Raw genomic sequence first — 14,556 nt, 5'->3', positions numbered from 1 at the left:
TTGTATGGGGAACTTAAGTGATTTTTGCGAGTCTTTAACTACTTCGGAACGGCCGCTTTTATGCAAAAGCGGCCTTTTTTGTGCCCGTAAAAAACTCGGGTGCTGTTTGTGGCGAGGGAGCTTGCTCCCGTTGGGCTGCGCAGCGGCCTCGAAATTTTTACGGGCGCTTCGCACCCGAACGGGAGCAAGCTCCCTCGCCACAATAAGAAGGTGTGGCTTAGGCCGACTTCGCCATGATCAAGCCGGTCGCACTCGCTGCTTCCAACCGAATCGCCACGAATTTCGAGGTTGGCGTATGGCTGCCATCCCCGGTGCTCTCCAGCGGCACCAGCGGGTTCACTTCCGGGTAATAAGCCGCAGCTTGTCCTGCCGGAATATCAAACGCCAGCAAGGTAAAGCCCTTCACCCGACGTTCGCGGCCGTCATCCCAGATCGACACGATGTCGGCCTTCTGCCCCGGCTTGAAGCCCAGGCGGATGATGTCGGCTTCGTTGACGAACAGCACATCCCGCTGACCCTTGACCCCGCGATAGCGGTCGTCCAGGCCATAGATAGTGGTGTTGTACTGATCGTGGGAGCGCATCGACTGCATGATCAGGTCCGGCAGTTGCCCGGTATTGCGGGTGCGTTCGTGCACCAGGTCCTTGGGCAGGATGTTCGGGCGGAAGTTGGCGCGGCCCGACGGGGTGTTCCAGCGGCGTGCGCCGGCCGAGTTACCCAGGTAGAAACCGCCCGGGTTTTTCAGGCGTTCGTTGAAGTCCTTGAAGCCCGGAATGGTGTCGGCGATCAGGTCGCGAATGCGGTCGTAATCGGCTACCAGCCAGTTCCAATCCACCGGCTTGCTGCCCAGGGTGGCGGCAGCAATGCCAGCAAGAATCGCAGGCTCGGATTTCATCTGTTTCGACAGCGGCTGCAACTGCCCGTTGGAGGCGTGGACCATGCTGAACGAGTCTTCCACGGTCACCGCTTGCGGGCCTTCGGCCTGGATGTCGATGTCGGTGCGGCCCAGGCATGGCAGGATCAGCGCGTCCTTGCCGTGCATCAGGTGGCTGCGGTTGAGCTTGGTGCTGATCTGCACGGTCAGGTCGCAATTGCGCAGGGCTTCGAAGGTGCGCGGGCTGTCTGGCGTGGCTTGGGCGAAGTTGCCGCCCAGGCCGATAAACACTTTGGAGCGGCCTTCGAGCATGGCGTGGATGGCTTCCACCACGTTATGGCCGTTTTCCCGCGGTACCTGGAACTGGAAGCGACGTTCCAGGGAGTCAAGGAACGCCACCGGTGGCCGTTCGTTGATGCCCATGGTGCGGTCGCCCTGCACGTTACTGTGGCCACGCACCGGGCACAGGCCGGCGCCCGGGCGGCCGATGTTGCCGCGCAGCAGCATCAGGTTGGCGATTTCCTGGATGGTCGGCACCGAATGGCGATGCTGGGTGATGCCCATCGCCCAGCACATGATCACGTTCTTGCCTTTGGCGTACATGCGCGCCGCTTGCTCGATCTCCACCAGGGTCAGGCCGGACTGCTCGACGATTTCATCCCAGGAGGTGTCGTCGATCTTGCCCAGGTAATCCAGCACGTTGGTGGTGTGTTCGTTGAGGAAGTCGTGGTCGAACACGGCCTCTTTGCCTTCGGCCTGGGCCTGGCGTTCCCACAGCAGCAGGAACTTGGCCATGCCGCGCAGGATGGCCATGTCGCCACCCAGCGCCGGGCGGAAGTAGGCGGTGTTGGTCGGCTTGTCGCCGTTGGTGAGCATTTCCAGCGGGTGTTGCGGGTGCTGGAAGCGTTCCAGGCCACGCTCTTTGAGCGGGTTGATGCACACCACCTGGGCGCCACGTTTTACCGCTTCGCGCAGCGGTTCGAGCATCCGAGGGTGGTTGGTGCCGGGGTTCTGGCCCCAGACGAAAATCGCGTCCGCATGCTCGAAGTCATCGAAGGTCACGGTGCCTTTGCCCACGCCCACGCTTTGCGCCAGGGCCACGCCGCTGGCTTCGTGGCACATGTTCGAGCAGTCCGGAAAGTTGTTGGTGCCGTAAGAGCGCACGAACAGTTGATACAGGTAAGCCGCCTCGTTGCTGGCCCGGCCCGAGGTATAGAACTCGGCCATGTCCGGGTTTGGCAGTGCGTTGAGGTGCTTGCCGATCAGGTCGAACGCCGACTCCCAACTGATGGGCTTGTAACGGTCGGTTTCGGCGTCGTAGCTCATTGGCTCGGTCAGGCGGCCCTGATACTCCAGCCAGTAGTCGCTCTGCTCCAGCAGTGCGCTGACACTGTGCTTGGCGAAGAACGCTGCGTCGACCCGGCGCTTGGTAGCTTCCCAGTTGACCGCCTTGGCGCCGTTCTCGCAGAACTTGACCATGCCGCTTTCCGGCGAGTCGCCCCAGGCGCAGCCCGGGCAGTCGAAGCCGCCGTTCTGGTTGGTCTTGAGCATCATGCGGATGTTTTTCAGCGCGTTGTCGCTGGTCAGCCAGGCTTGCGCCACGCTGATCAGTGCGCCCCAGCCACCGGCCGGGCCTTTGTAGGGCTTGTAGCGCGGGGTGGGTTTATCGTCGGCTTGATGATGATTGCTCACGCTTGATTCTCCATCGCAGGGCTGTAGACCCGCGGCGCACTTTTCTGCGGCAGGTGGATGAGATTGAGGTTGTGCCGGCGGGCCCATTGCAGGGCCAGGCCGGTGGGCGACGACAGGCTGACCAGGGTCTGGATGCCTGCGCGCAGGACTTTCTGGATCAGCTCGAGGCTGCAGCGACTTGTAACAATCGCCAGGCCGCCGTCGGTCGGAATTTTTTGGCGGATCAGCGCGCCGATCAGCTTGTCGAGGGCGTTATGCCGGCCGATGTCTTCACGGCCCAGCAGCAATTCGCCCTGGTTGTTCATGAACACCGCCGCATGCACCGCGCCGCTGTACTGGCCCAGGGGTTGAAACGCGCTGATGCGTTGGCGCAGGCCATCCAGCCATTCGGCAGGCGGCAGGGGCGCGCCGGGCAGCACCTTGAGGTTGGGCAGCGCCTGTTCCACGGCCTCTACCCCACACAGTCCACAGCCGCTGGTGCCAGCCAGTTGCCGGCGCTGCTGCTTCATATTCCAGAAGGCACGGCTGGAGATCTGTACCTGAGCGTATTGAGTTGAACCCGATCCGCTGATTTTCAGGTCATAAATGTCGCTAACGTCTTCGATAATGCCGCTACCGATGCTGAAGCCGACAATAAAGTCTTCAAGGTCGGTGGGCGTCACCAGCATCACCGCCTGACTGATGTCGTTATAGGCAATCGCCAACGCGACTTCCTCGGCGAGCGCGGTGCTGGCCGATTCGGTGTGTTCGAGATTACAAAACTGGTAGCTCTGGCTGGCGGCGGGCGCGGGCGTTTCGAGGGCAGGCGCCGCGCAGACTGGGCGCTGGGCGTTCATTGGGCATTACCACCGGGAGTATTCAGCTCTAAGACTAGGCGCGACAAAGGGTCGCGTCTAATCGTCAGTACTGATCTATCGATAGATGACGTCGATCAAGGTTCCAGCAGCGATTTCTGGTACAGCGCAAAACAGGCTTCCGCCAATGCCGAACGCGGTGCACTGCGACGCATGATCAACCCCAGGCGGGCCAGAGTGTGAGCGTCTTCAATGGGTTGCAGGCGCAGGTGCTCGGTGAGGGCGTCGAGGCCGCCGTCCAGTGGCATCACCGCGCAGCACAGGCCGCCGTGCACGGCTTGTAACAATTGATGGACGGCATCGGTCTGCAACAGCGGCTGCGGGTTGAGGCCGCGGCTGTGGAAGTTGTGGTCGATGGACTGGCGAAAGTGCATGCCGCTGGTGAGCATGCCCAGGGGCAGTTCGATCAGCGCTTCCCAGCTCAGGGGCTTGTCGCCGAAGCTGAAGAACCGTTGGTCGTACAGCAGGCCCATGCGGGTTTCGCCCAAGGCCAGGGAGTCGAAACGCTCGGCGTCCAGGCGCTCGAGGTACGACACACCGAGGTCCAGGCGGTTGCTCGCCAGTTGTTCAAGGATCTGCTCGGAGCTTAACGCGGACAGCTCAAAGCGCAGGCTCGGGTGCTCTTTATGCAGCTTCTGCATCAACGCCAGCGGATCGAAGCTCGACAACGGCACCACACCCAGGCGCAGCGTACCCACCAGGTTGCCCCGACAGGCGGCGGCCTCGGCCTGCAAGCCGTCGTACGCCGCCAGCACCGTGCGTGCCCAGGCCAACACGCGCTCACCCGGAGCGGTAAAGCCTTCGAAGCGCTGGCCGCGATTGACCAGTGGCAGTTGCAGCTCTTCTTCCAGGCTGCGCAGGCGCATCGACAGGGTCGGCTGGGTGATATGGCAACGCGCGGCGGCCTGGCCGAAGTGACGGGTTTCGTCGAGGGCGATGAGGAATTTCAGCTGCTTGATGTCCATCTTCGCTCCAGGGCGTGGTCCATAGGCGGGGAATTCTAGCGCGTTTGGGGTCGGGGCTCAGGAACCGTAGGAGTTATCCGGTCTTTGGTCGGGCAGGAACCCAATTCTGTGGGACTGGTCTAGTCTTTTGCATCTGGAATTCATATCCCAAGGAGAGCGCACCATGAGTATTTTCAGTTTTGTTAAGGAAGCAGGCGAGAAGTTGATTGATCTGTTGACGCCGGGTAATGCCAACGCGAGCGAGCAGTTGAAAGATCACGTGGCCAAGGTCGGGTTGGGTAATCCCAATGTGCAAACCACCGTTGATGGTGACAAGGTGACCGTGACCGGCGAAGTTGCCAGCCAGGAAGAGAAAGAAAAAATCCTGTTGGCGCTGGGCAACATCGCCGGCGTAGCGAGTGTTGATGACCAGATCACCGTTTCCGGTCCGGTTGTCGCTGCGGCCCGCTTTGTGGTGGTGAAAAAGGGCGACACGCTGAGCGCGATCTCCCTGGCGGTGTATGGCAACGCCAACCAGTACAACAAAATCTTCGAGGCCAACAAGCCGCTGCTGTCCCACCCGGACAAAATCTACCCAGGGCAGACACTGCGTATTCCTGAGTAAGGCTTCATATTGAGTGATGGCAATCGCGGGCAAGCCCGCTCCCACATTTGGAATGCATTCTCCTGTGGGAGCGGGCTTGCCCGCGCTGCGATCTAAAGCCCGACAATCAACTCCCGATAATCCCCAACCGCCGCAAACTCCGCCGTGTCCTTAGGCCCCTTCCGGCTGTCCGGCTCCTTCACCGCCAGCAAGTGCCCCACGCCAAAATCCCGGGCGCTGCGCAAGATCGGCAAGGTGTCATCGATAAACAGGCTGCGGGCCGGGTCGAAGGCGATGTCGGCGTGCAGTGCGTCCCAGAACTGTGGGTTTTCCTTGGCAAAACCATAGTCATGGGAGCTGATCAGCCGCTCGAAATAAGGCGCCAACTCGATGCGCTCCAGCTTCAACGACAGCGAATCGCGATGCGCGTTAGTGATCAGGATCACCCGCTTGCCGGCCTGTTTGATCGCCGCCAGGAAGGTATCGGCGTCCGGGCGCAAGGCGATCAGGTGGGCGGTTTCCAGCTTGAGTTCACGCACTGGGATCTTGAGTTCGGCGCTCCAGAAATCCAGGCAATACCATTGCAACTGTCCGGCGTTACGCTCGAACAGCGGCTGCAGCTCCATCTCGGCCATGGCCCGGCTCACGCCATGCAGCTCGGCGTAGCGCTGGGGCAGGTGCTCCATCCAGAAATGGTTGTCGAAGTGCAGGTCGAGCAAGGTGCCGTCCATGTCCAGCAGGACGGTGTCGATGGCGTGCCAGGGCAGTGGAGGCATAAAGAACACTCATGTAAGAAAAGATATCCGACACAGACAATCGGAAAAGCCACGGTATAGTAACCCGATCACGCCAAGGAGCCGCTCATGCGCCAGAAACCCACCGTCCTCGCCCGCGAAATAGTCGCCAGTAGCCGTTTGTTCCGCGTGGAGGAAGTGCAATTGCGCTTTTCCAATGGCGTGGAGCGGACCTACGAACGCCTGGTGGGCAGGGGGGCCGGTTACGGCGCGGTGATGATCGTGGCGATGATCGACTCGGACCATGCGCTGCTGATTGAAGAATATTGCGGCGGCACTGACGAGTACGAACTGTCATTGCCCAAGGGCCTCATCGAGCCGGGTGAGGATGTGTTGGCGGCCGCAGACCGGGAGCTCAAGGAAGAAGCTGGTTACGGCGCCCGCCAGTTGGAACACATCACCGAACTGTCGTTGTCCCCCGGCTACATGAGCCAGAAAATCCAGGTGGTACTGGCCACCGAGCTGTACGAAGAGCGCCTGGAAGGCGACGAGCCGGAGCCGATGCGCGTTGACCGGGTCAACCTGCGGGAGCTTTCGCAGTTGGCGCAAAACGAGCAGTTCAGCGAGGGCCGTGCCTTGGCTGCGCTGTATCTGGTACGTGACCTGCTGACTCAACGAGGAGCGTTCCAGCCATGAGCGAACTGTTCCTGGGTCACCCGTTTATTGCCCCCGTGATTGAATTGGCCCGCCAGGCCGGCGAGGTCATCCTGCCGTACTGGCGTGCCGACGTGGCCGTGACCACCAAGACCGATGATTCGCCGGTCACTGCCGCCGACCTGGCCGCCCATCACCTGATCCTCGCCGGGCTCACCGCCCTGGACCCGAGCATTCCGGTGCTGTCTGAAGAAGACGCGGACATCGACCAGAGCGTGCGCGCCGGTTGGCAGCGCTGGTGGCTGGTGGACCCGCTGGACGGCACCAAGGAGTTCATCTCCGGCAGCGAGGAGTTCACCGTCAACATCGCCCTGATCGAACAGGGTCGCGTGGTGTTCGGCGTGGTATCGATACCCACCAGCGGCCGTTGCTACTTCGGCGGTGCCGGGCTTGGCGCCTGGCGCTCCGATGTGAGTGAGCCGCCCAAGCAGATTCAGGTACGCCGGACACCTGCGGCGGGCGAGGCGTTTACCGTGGTTGCCAGCCGTCGGCACAGCAGCCCGGAGCAGGAGCGTTTGCTGGCCGGTTTGAGTGTGGGATTGGGCGAGTTGAAACTGGCCAATATCGGCAGCTCGTTGAAGTTTTGCCTGTTGGCTGAAGGCAGCGCCGATTGCTACCCGCGCCTGGCGCCGACCTCGCAGTGGGACACGGCGGCGGCACAGGGTGTGCTGGAAGGGGCGGGCGGTGAAGTGCTGGAGCTGGATGGGCAGCCGTTCAGTTATCCGGCTCGGGCGTCGCTATTAAATCCGTTCTTCCTGGCGTTGCCGGCTAAAGCGGAGTGGCGCGAGCGGTTGCTGACCCTGGCTCGTTCCTGAAGCCCGGCGCCCCGTAGCAGCTGTCGAGCGCCAGCGAGGCTGCGGTGGCAGCACCGCTGTAATCACGGCTGGCGCAGGACCGAGTTGCGCCCGACGCAGCCTCGCTGGCGCTCGACAGCTGCTACGGGGCGGGCGTTATACGGGGCGGGGGTTATGATTGTTAGCGGTGCAGCACGTACTGGCCAGTAAAGGCCACGGCCCGCTCTTCACTGCCCTCATTGACAATCCACGTCTCCAGCGCCAACCGCGCCCGGCCATAACGCTTATACGTCGCCAAAAAACGCTTCCACACCTTCTCATCTGGTGCCTGGCAAACCGCCGTCGCATCAGTAGTCACCGGCAGCGGGTAACTGATCTGCCCTTCCTGAATCACGATGTGCCCGTCTTCAATCCCTTCCTCACGCAACTGCAGATGCAGCCAACCCCAGCCCGCCAGCACGGCACCGCAGTAGAGGCTGCCGCCAAACATGGTGCTCTTGTGGTTGATGTTGGCGTCCAGCGGCAAGCGCAGTTGCAGTTGTCGGTCCTGCCAGTCGATTACCTTGAGGCCCATTTCCCGGGTCAGGGGAATGTCGTGGTGAAGGATCGATTCCAGGTAACGGCTATCGCGACTCATGGTGGCCTCGTGGCAGGTGGAAAAGGGTCATTCGTCGTCAGCGTGACTGTTGCCGCTGTCGGCGAAGTTCAGCCCGTGCTTGCGCAGTTTGTCGTGCAGGGTTTTACGCGGCACGCCCAGTGCTTCGGCAAGGCTGCGCATGGAGTTGTGGGGGCGCGTCAGTTCAGCGGCGATCAGGCTTTTTTCAAACTGTTCGACCTGTTCGCTCAAGCCGCCGGGCGTGCTGGTGAGGATGCCGGTCGAAGGGTTGTCCGGGGTGCTGTCCAGCGCCAGTTCCAGGCCCAGGGCGAAGCGCTCGGCGGCGTTTTGCAGTTCGCGCACGTTGCCCGGCCAGCTGTGGCGTAACAGCAGCGCGCGTTGGCCCGGTTGCAACTCTTTCATCGGTAGGCCGTGGCGGGTGCTGGCTTCGTCGGCAAAGTGCTGGAACAGCATCAGCGCGTCCTCACCCCGTTCGCGCAGTGGCGGAATGCGCAGGGGCGCGACGTTGAGGCGATAGTACAAGTCAGCCCGGAAGCGCCCCTGGTCGGCGGACTGGCGCAGGTCTTCCTTGGTGGCGGCGATGATGCGGATATCCAGCGGGATCAACTGATTGCCCCCAAGACGTTCCACCACGCGCTCTTGCAATAGCCGCAGCAGCTTGACCTGCACATCCAGGCTCATGCTTTCGATTTCATCGAGGAACAGCGTGCCGCCATTGGCGAATTCGAATTTGCCGATGCGCCGCTTCTGGGCGCCGGTAAAGGCCCCCGGCTCGTGACCGAACAACTCGCTTTCCACCACCGACTCGGCCAACGCCCCGGCGTTGATCGCCACGAACGGGCCGGTGCGGCGGTTCGACAGGTCGTGCAGCGCACGCGCCACCACCTCTTTGCCGGCGCCGGTTTCGCCGAGGATCAGCACGTCGGCCTTGGTCGCCGCCAGCGCGCCGATTTGCTCGCGCAGGCGCAGCATCTGCGGTGAGTGCCCCACCAGGCGCGTGCTCAATTGCTGGCGGTCGCTCAAGGCCAGGCGCAGGCTGCGGTTGTCCAGCACCAGGCGGCGCAGGGCCAGGGCACGGCGCACGCTGTCGAGCAGGGCGTCGCTGGCGAAGGGTTTTTCCAGGAAGTCGTAGGCGCCGGTCCGCATGGCCTGCACCGCCAACGGCACATCGCCGTGGCCGGTGATCAGCAGCACCGGCAGCTCCGGGTCTTGCGCGTGGAGTTCCCTCAGCAGCTCCAGGCCATCCATGCCGGGCATACGGATGTCACTCACGACCACGCCCGGCCAATCCCGGGACAGGCGCGCGGTCAGGCCCTGGGCTTCGCCGAGGGTCAGGACCTTCAGCCCGGCCAGGTCCAGGGTCTGGCACAGGGCCTGACGCAGGTGTGGATCATCGTCGATCAACACCACCTGAATCTGGTTATCGATACTCATACACTGCGGTCCTCGGACGGTTGCAGACTGACACCCGGTGCTCCGGCGCGCAGTTTCAAGGTTAACAGCGCGCCACCTTCCTTGTGGTTGGCGAACAACAGTTCACCGCCAAAGGCGCGCATCAGGGTGTCGCAGATCGCCAGGCCCAACCCCAGGCCCTGGGTGCGGGTCTTGGTGGTGTAGAAGGGTTCGCTGGCGCGGCCCAGGGCTTCCATGCAGAACCCCGGGCCGTTGTCGCGAATGTACAGGTTGACGCCCTGTTCGGTGGTTTGGGCACTCAACCAGAGTTTGCGTGGCGGGCCTTTTTCGGTCAGGGCGTCGAGGGCGTTGGCCAGCAGGTTGCCCAGCACCTGGCGCAGGCGGGTTTCGCCGGCTGCGACCCACAAGGTGGCCTCGGGTAAATCGCGGATCAACTCGACCTCCATGGACCGCCTGCGCTTGGCCAGCAGCGCCAGCGCATCATCCAGTGCCGGTTGCAGGGCCACGCTTTCCGGCGCGTGGCGGTCGCGCCGGGCGAAGGCGCGCAAGTGGGCGATGATCGAGGCCATGCGCCCGGTTAATTCGCTGATCAGCTTGAGGTTGCCACGAGCGTCGTCGGTGCGTTGGTGGTCCAGCAGGATCTCGGCGTTTTCCGCATAGCTGCGAATCGCCGCCAGCGGTTGGTTGAGCTCGTGGCTGATGCTCGCCGACATGGTGCCCAGCGCCGACAACTTGCCGGCCTGCACCAGGTCATCCTGGGCGCGCACCAGTTCCTGCTGGGCATGTTCGCGCTCCAGTACTTCCTGTTTCAGGCGCCGGTTGAGGCCTTCCAGGTCGCTGGTGCGTTCGATCACGCGCATTTCCAGCTCGCGGCGGGCCTTGGCTTCGAAGGCGATGCGCTCCAGGTAGTGACGACGGCGCTGCATCATCAGGCCGAGCAACAGCATCAGCACCAGCAAGGTGGCGCCACCCACGGCGACCACGGTGCGCACCGGGCGGCTGATCAGCGTGCGGGGGGCAAGAATCTCGACCTTCCAGCCGGTTTCGGCAATGTCGGTGGCCTGGCGTACCCAGGCCGTGGAGCTGAGGTTCAGCGGCTGCGGGTCGCGCGTCGGGTAGGGCTGGATGGCGATGATGGCGCGGCGTTCTTCGTCCGTCAGTGGCCGGGTGGCGCGGAATCGCCATTGCGGGCGCGAGGTCAGGATCACCACGCCGTTGTGGTCAGTCACCAGCAGTTGTTCCGGTGTGTTGCCCCACAGGCTTTCGGTGTGGTCCAGGTCGACCTTCACCACCAGCACGCCGATGATCTTGTCGCCATCGCGCACAGCGGCGGCGAAGAAGTAGCCGCGTTTGGCCGAGGTGGTGCCCAGGCCGAAGAAGCGTCCCAGGCGCCCGGCCATGGCTTCGCTGAAGTAGGGGCGAAAGGAAAAGTTACGCCCGACGAAGCTGTCCTGCTTGTCCCAATTGGACGCGGCGAGGGTCTTGCCGGTGGTGTCCATCAGGTACATCACTTCCACCCCGGCCTGGGCGGCAACGTCCTTGAGCAGGTGGTTGGCGTTGACCAGGTTGGTGCTGACCTGGGGCGCGTCGATGGCGGTGCGCAGGGCCGGCAGGTCGCCGAGGATCTGCGGCAACACTTCATAGCGGTGCAGGGTGCCCAGCAGGTTGGCGACGTACAGGTCCAGCGTCTGGCGGTTCTGCCCGGCCAGTTCGCTGCGATAATAGCGCTCGGCCAAGTGCTCCAGCGGCCACAACAGCGGTGCCAGGCACAGCGCCAGCAGGGCCAGGCTGCGCCAGCGGGGTCTTCGCGGAAGGGGTGGAGTCATGGGAATCGTGCGCCTGTGGGTACAGGCGCATTATGCCTACGCCTGCTCGGCAAGACACTCGCGCAATGCGTCGTGCCATTGCGGCTGCGATACGTGCCACTGTTGTTGCAGGCGGCTGCAATCGAGGCGTGAGTTCAGCGGACGCTTGGCGGGTGTCGGATAGGCGCTGGAGGGAATCGCCTCCAGCTCTGCGCAAGCTTTGCCTTGGGCCCGCAATTGCTCGCCGATTGCCTGTGCAAAACCGAACCACGAGGTCTCGCCCTGGGCGGTCAGGTGGTAGACCCCCCAATCCCCGGCCTGGCCCGCTTGCCAGCGTTCGATCAGGGCCCGGGTGCTGTTGGCGATGGTGCCGGCCCAGGTCGGCGCGCCGATCTGGTCGGCGACGATGCGCATCTGCGGCTTTTCCTGCAGCAGGCGCTGCATGGTCAGCAGGAAGTTTTTGCCATGGGTCGAGTAGACCCAACTGGTGCGCAGAATCAGGTGCTCACCGCCGACCGCGGCGATTGCCTGTTCACCGGCCAGCTTGCTTGCGCCATACACGCCCAACGGGTGGGTGGCGTCGTCCTCGTTGTAGGGCGCGGCCTTGCTGCCGTCGAACACGTAGTCGGTGGAGTAGTGGATCAGTGGAATGCCCAGTGCCTTGGCTTCCTCGGCGAAGACGCCGGGGGCGGTGGCGTTGATGGCGAAGGCCGCCTCCGGCTCGCTTTCGGCTTGATCGACGGCGGTGTGCGCGGCGGCGTTGATGATCAGGCCCGGGCGGTGGGCACGCACTTGCTGGCGGATCTGCTCGGGCTGCGCCAGGTCAAGCTGGTCGCGGCCCAGCACGATCAACTCGCCCAAGCCCTGGAGGCGATGTTGCAGCTCCCGGGAGACCTGGCCGTGTTGGCCGCTGATGAGGATTTTCAACGGGGTGCTCATGGGAACAGGTCGGCCTCTTGCAGGCTTTTGCCGGCCTGATCCTTGGCGGACAGTTGCGGCGCCTCGGTCAGCTCCCAGTCGATGGCCAGCGTCGGGTCGTTCCAGAGGATGCTGCGCTCGGCGCTCGGCTGGTAGTAATCAGTGGTCTTGTAGAGGAATTCTGCGTAGTCGCTCAGCACCACAAACCCATGGGCGAAACCTTCCGGCACCCACAGTTGGCGGTGGTTGTCGGCGGAAAGCCGCACACCCACCCATTGCCCGAAGTTGGGCGAGCTGCGGCGAATGTCTACGGCCACATCCAGTACTTCGCCGGCGGTGACGCGCACCAGTTTGCCCTGGGTATGTTCGAGCTGGTAATGCAGCCCGCGCAGCACACCTTTCTGCGAGCGCGAGTGGTTGTCCTGCACGAAGTCACGCTTGAGCCCGGTGGCTTCTTCGAAGGCGCGGGCGTTGAAGCTTTCGTAGAAAAAACCGCGCTCGTCGCCGAACACTTTCGGTTCGATGATCAGTACGCCCGGCAGCGAGGTGTCGGTGACCTTCATTTTTGCTCCCCGGCCAGTGAGTACAGGTATTGGCCGTAGCCGGTCTTGCCAAAGTATTTGGCCCGTTCCAGCAAATGGTCGCGATCGATCCAGCCGTTCTCGTAGGCGATTTCTTCCAGGCATGCCACTTTCAAACCCTGGCGGTGCTCGATGGTCTGCACATACGTCGAGGCTTCCAGCAGGCTGTCGTGGGTGCCGGTGTCGAGCCAGGCGAAACCACGGCCGAAGCGCTCCACATGCAGGTCGCCGCGCTGGAGGTAGGCGTTGTTGACGTCGGTGATTTCCAACTCGCCACGTGGCGATGGCTTGACGGCCTTGGCGATCTTGATCACGTCGTTATCGTAGAAATACAGCCCGGTCACCGCGTAGCTCGACTTTGGCTTCGCCGGTTTTTCCTCGATGGAAAGCGCGCGGCCCTCGCTGTCGAAATCGATCACGCCGAAACGCTCCGGGTCCTTGACCCAGTAGCCGAACACGGTGGCGCCGGATGGGCGCTCGGCGGCGGTGCGCAACTGGTCGCCGAAATGCTGGCCGTGGAAGATGTTGTCGCCCAGGATCAGGCACACCGGGTCATCACCGATGAACTCTTCACCAATCAGAAACGCCTGGGCCAGGCCGTCCGGTGACGGTTGTTCGGCATAGGTGAAACGCACGCCAAACTGGCTGCCGTCACCCAGCAGGTTACGGTACTGCGGCAGGTCCACCGGGGTGGAAATCACCAGGATGTCCTTGATCCCGGCCAGCATCAGCACCGAAATCGGGTAGTAGATCATCGGCTTGTCATACACCGGCAACAGCTGCTTGGAAACGCCCAGGGTAATGGGGTGCAAACGGGTGCCGGAGCCACCGGCCAATACGATTCCCTTCATCATGCGATCAGATCCTTAAAGTCGGTGTTGCCCAGTCGTTCGCCCTGATAACTGCCGTCCTGGACCCTGCGGCACCATTCCAGGTTATCGAGGTACCACTGCACGGTTTTGCGCAGGCCGGTTTCAAAGGTTTCTTCGGGCACCCAGCCCAGCTCGCGTTCGATCTTGCTGGCGTCGATCGCGTAGCGCTGGTCGTGGCCCGGGCGATCCTTGACGAAGGTGATCAGGTCGGTGAATTTTTCGACGCCCGCCGGGCGCTGTGGCGCCAGCTCTTCCAGCAGGCCGCAGATGCTGCGCACCACGTCGATATTCTTCTGCTCGTTATGGCCGCCGATGTTGTAGGTCTCGCCCACCACACCTTCGGTTACCACTTTGAACAGCGCGCGGGCGTGGTCTTCGACGAACAGCCAGTCGCGCACCTGCAGGCCATCGCCATACACCGGCAGCGGTTTACCGGCCAGGGCGTTGAGGATCACCAGCGGGATCAGCTTCTCGGGGAAGTGGAAGGGCCCGTAGTTGTTCGAGCAGTTGGTCAGCAGCACCGGCAGGCCGTAAGTGCGCTGCCAGGCACGCACCAGGTGATCGGACGCAGCTTTGCTGGCCGAGTAAGGCGAGCTGGGCGCGTAAGGCGTGGTCTCGGTGAACAGGTCATCCACGCCGTGCAGGTCGCCGTACACTTCATCCGTGGAGATGTGGTGGAAGCGGAAGGCGCTTTTGGCCGGTTCTTCCAGCTTCTGCCAATAGCCGCGTGCGGCCTCCAGCAGGCTGTAGGTACCGACGATATTGGTCTGGATAAAATCCGACGGTCCGTCGATGGACCGGTCCACATGGGACTCGGCCGCCAGGTGCATGATCGCGTGGGGCTCAAAGCGCGCCAGCACGGCGCTGACGGTGGCCTGGTCGATGATGTCGGCCTGGACGAACTCATAGCGGCTATTGGTCGCGATGCTGGTCAGCGACTCAAGGTTGCCTGCATAGGTCAGTTTGTCCAGGTTGAGCACTTCGTGCCCGGTGTGTTGAATCAGGTGCCGGATCAGAGCTGAGCCGATGAATCCGGCGCCGCCAGTGATGAGAATGCGCATGTCGGAGGCCCTTTTCCTTAGACAGACATTAAGCGAATGGAGCATAGCTTGAGTTGTGAAGCCAGGTGGTGCAAGGGGAC

Annotated in this window: 14 protein-coding genes; 3 read left to right on the top strand and 11 right to left on the bottom strand. The window is 62.7% G+C overall.

What is annotated here, in order from left to right; genetic code table 11:
* Positions 1-217: 217 nt before the first annotated feature.
* The 3 genes from M2400_RS05335 to M2400_RS05325 all read right to left on the bottom strand — a co-directional run bounded on the left by M2400_RS05335 (position 218) and on the right by M2400_RS05325 (position 4,385).
* Positions 218-2,566, bottom strand: coding sequence for an FdhF/YdeP family oxidoreductase (locus M2400_RS05335; RefSeq protein WP_177040952.1), 2,349 nt, complete (start codon positions 2,564-2,566; stop codon positions 218-220).
* Positions 2,563-3,402 (bottom strand): formate dehydrogenase accessory sulfurtransferase FdhD, encoded by an 840-nt coding sequence (gene fdhD, locus M2400_RS05330; protein WP_008435774.1) that lies wholly within the window; start codon positions 3,400-3,402, stop codon positions 2,563-2,565. The genes M2400_RS05335 and fdhD overlap by 4 nt, the downstream gene beginning before the upstream one ends.
* 95 nt (positions 3,403-3,497) lie before the next feature.
* A complete protein-coding gene (locus M2400_RS05325) occupies positions 3,498-4,385 on the bottom strand; it encodes a LysR family transcriptional regulator (protein ID WP_017478126.1) in 888 nt (295 codons plus the stop codon).
* Between the two features lie 163 nt (positions 4,386-4,548).
* On the opposite strand from M2400_RS05325, the gene lysM reads away from it, so the two are divergent.
* Positions 4,549-4,989 (top strand): peptidoglycan-binding protein LysM, encoded by a 441-nt coding sequence (lysM, locus tag M2400_RS05320; protein ID WP_010168967.1) that lies wholly within the window; start codon positions 4,549-4,551, stop codon positions 4,987-4,989.
* A gap of 92 nt (positions 4,990-5,081) precedes the next feature.
* On the opposite strand, the gene yrfG is transcribed toward lysM, so the two are convergent.
* On the bottom strand, positions 5,082-5,744 hold the full coding sequence (yrfG, locus tag M2400_RS05315) for a GMP/IMP nucleotidase (RefSeq protein WP_010168969.1): 663 nt from the start codon (positions 5,742-5,744) through the stop codon (positions 5,082-5,084).
* 87 nt (positions 5,745-5,831) lie between these two features.
* Here yrfG and nudE point away from each other — a divergent pair, with 87 nt between their 5' ends.
* Together nudE and cysQ are read left to right on the top strand one after the other, a co-directional pair.
* Complete coding sequence (gene nudE, locus M2400_RS05310) at positions 5,832-6,398, top strand: ADP compounds hydrolase NudE (protein WP_177040958.1); 567 nt, start codon at positions 5,832-5,834, stop codon at positions 6,396-6,398.
* Positions 6,395-7,231, top strand: coding sequence for a 3'(2'),5'-bisphosphate nucleotidase CysQ (gene cysQ, locus M2400_RS05305; RefSeq protein ID WP_177040960.1), 837 nt, complete (start codon positions 6,395-6,397; stop codon positions 7,229-7,231). The genes nudE and cysQ overlap by 4 nt, the downstream gene beginning before the upstream one ends.
* Positions 7,232-7,391: 160 nt before the next feature.
* Here the strand turns inward: cysQ and M2400_RS05300 are convergent, their stop codons facing one another.
* The 7 genes from M2400_RS05300 to rfbB are packed head-to-tail and all read right to left on the bottom strand — an operon-like array spanning position 7,392 to position 14,476.
* On the bottom strand, positions 7,392-7,847 hold the full coding sequence (locus M2400_RS05300; protein WP_177040962.1) for a YiiD C-terminal domain-containing protein: 456 nt from the start codon (positions 7,845-7,847) through the stop codon (positions 7,392-7,394).
* 27 nt (positions 7,848-7,874) lie between these two features.
* On the bottom strand, positions 7,875-9,260 hold the full coding sequence (locus tag M2400_RS05295) for a sigma-54 dependent transcriptional regulator (RefSeq protein ID WP_177040964.1): 1,386 nt from the start codon (positions 9,258-9,260) through the stop codon (positions 7,875-7,877).
* A complete protein-coding gene (locus M2400_RS05290; protein WP_177075934.1) occupies positions 9,257-11,065 on the bottom strand; it encodes an ATP-binding protein in 1,809 nt (602 codons plus the stop codon). Before M2400_RS05290 ends, M2400_RS05295 begins: the two co-directional genes overlap by 4 nt.
* A 36-nt stretch (positions 11,066-11,101) precedes the next feature.
* Complete coding sequence (gene rfbD / locus M2400_RS05285; protein WP_259195186.1) at positions 11,102-11,983, bottom strand: dTDP-4-dehydrorhamnose reductase; 882 nt, start codon at positions 11,981-11,983, stop codon at positions 11,102-11,104.
* The gene (gene rfbC / locus M2400_RS05280; protein ID WP_177040969.1) at positions 11,980-12,525 is read right to left on the bottom strand and encodes a dTDP-4-dehydrorhamnose 3,5-epimerase; all 546 of its coding nucleotides are present in this window, start codon (positions 12,523-12,525) and stop codon (positions 11,980-11,982) included. The genes rfbD and rfbC overlap by 4 nt, the downstream gene beginning before the upstream one ends.
* A complete protein-coding gene (gene rfbA, locus M2400_RS05275) occupies positions 12,522-13,397 on the bottom strand; it encodes a glucose-1-phosphate thymidylyltransferase RfbA (RefSeq protein WP_177040970.1) in 876 nt (291 codons plus the stop codon). The genes rfbC and rfbA overlap by 4 nt, the downstream gene beginning before the upstream one ends.
* Positions 13,394-14,476, bottom strand: coding sequence for a dTDP-glucose 4,6-dehydratase (gene rfbB / locus M2400_RS05270; RefSeq protein WP_177128607.1), 1,083 nt, complete (start codon positions 14,474-14,476; stop codon positions 13,394-13,396). The genes rfbA and rfbB overlap by 4 nt, the downstream gene beginning before the upstream one ends.
* Positions 14,477-14,556 lie beyond the last annotated feature (80 nt).

The organism is Pseudomonas sp. BIGb0558 (genome assembly GCF_024807515.1).
Classification (GTDB): domain Bacteria; phylum Pseudomonadota; class Gammaproteobacteria; order Pseudomonadales; family Pseudomonadaceae; genus Aquipseudomonas; species Aquipseudomonas yamanorum_A.
This window is presented reverse-complemented; position numbering and strand designations above follow the sequence as displayed.

What these genes read in the sequence shown, in the direction of transcription:
- fdhD (WP_008435774.1), bottom strand. Translation starts at nt 3,402, where the DNA reads ATGAACGCCCAGCGCCCAGTCTGCGCGGCGCCTGCCCTCGAAACGCCC.
- M2400_RS05325 (WP_017478126.1), bottom strand. Translation starts at nt 4,385, where the DNA reads ATGGACATCAAGCAGCTGAAATTCCTCATCGCCCTCGACGAAACCCGT.
- lysM (WP_010168967.1), top strand. Translation starts at nt 4,549, where the DNA reads ATGAGTATTTTCAGTTTTGTTAAGGAAGCAGGCGAGAAGTTGATTGAT.
- yrfG (WP_010168969.1), bottom strand. Translation starts at nt 5,744, where the DNA reads ATGCCTCCACTGCCCTGGCACGCCATCGACACCGTCCTGCTGGACATG.
- nudE (WP_177040958.1), top strand. Translation starts at nt 5,832, where the DNA reads ATGCGCCAGAAACCCACCGTCCTCGCCCGCGAAATAGTCGCCAGTAGC.
- cysQ (WP_177040960.1), top strand. Translation starts at nt 6,395, where the DNA reads ATGAGCGAACTGTTCCTGGGTCACCCGTTTATTGCCCCCGTGATTGAA.
- M2400_RS05300 (WP_177040962.1), bottom strand. Translation starts at nt 7,847, where the DNA reads ATGAGTCGCGATAGCCGTTACCTGGAATCGATCCTTCACCACGACATT.
- M2400_RS05295 (WP_177040964.1), bottom strand. Translation starts at nt 9,260, where the DNA reads ATGAGTATCGATAACCAGATTCAGGTGGTGTTGATCGACGATGATCCA.
- M2400_RS05290 (WP_177075934.1), bottom strand. Translation starts at nt 11,065, where the DNA reads ATGACTCCACCCCTTCCGCGAAGACCCCGCTGGCGCAGCCTGGCCCTG.
- rfbD (WP_259195186.1), bottom strand. Translation starts at nt 11,983, where the DNA reads ATGAGCACCCCGTTGAAAATCCTCATCAGCGGCCAACACGGCCAGGTC.
- rfbC (WP_177040969.1), bottom strand. Translation starts at nt 12,525, where the DNA reads ATGAAGGTCACCGACACCTCGCTGCCGGGCGTACTGATCATCGAACCG.
- rfbA (WP_177040970.1), bottom strand. Translation starts at nt 13,397, where the DNA reads ATGATGAAGGGAATCGTATTGGCCGGTGGCTCCGGCACCCGTTTGCAC.
- rfbB (WP_177128607.1), bottom strand. Translation starts at nt 14,476, where the DNA reads ATGCGCATTCTCATCACTGGCGGCGCCGGATTCATCGGCTCAGCTCTG.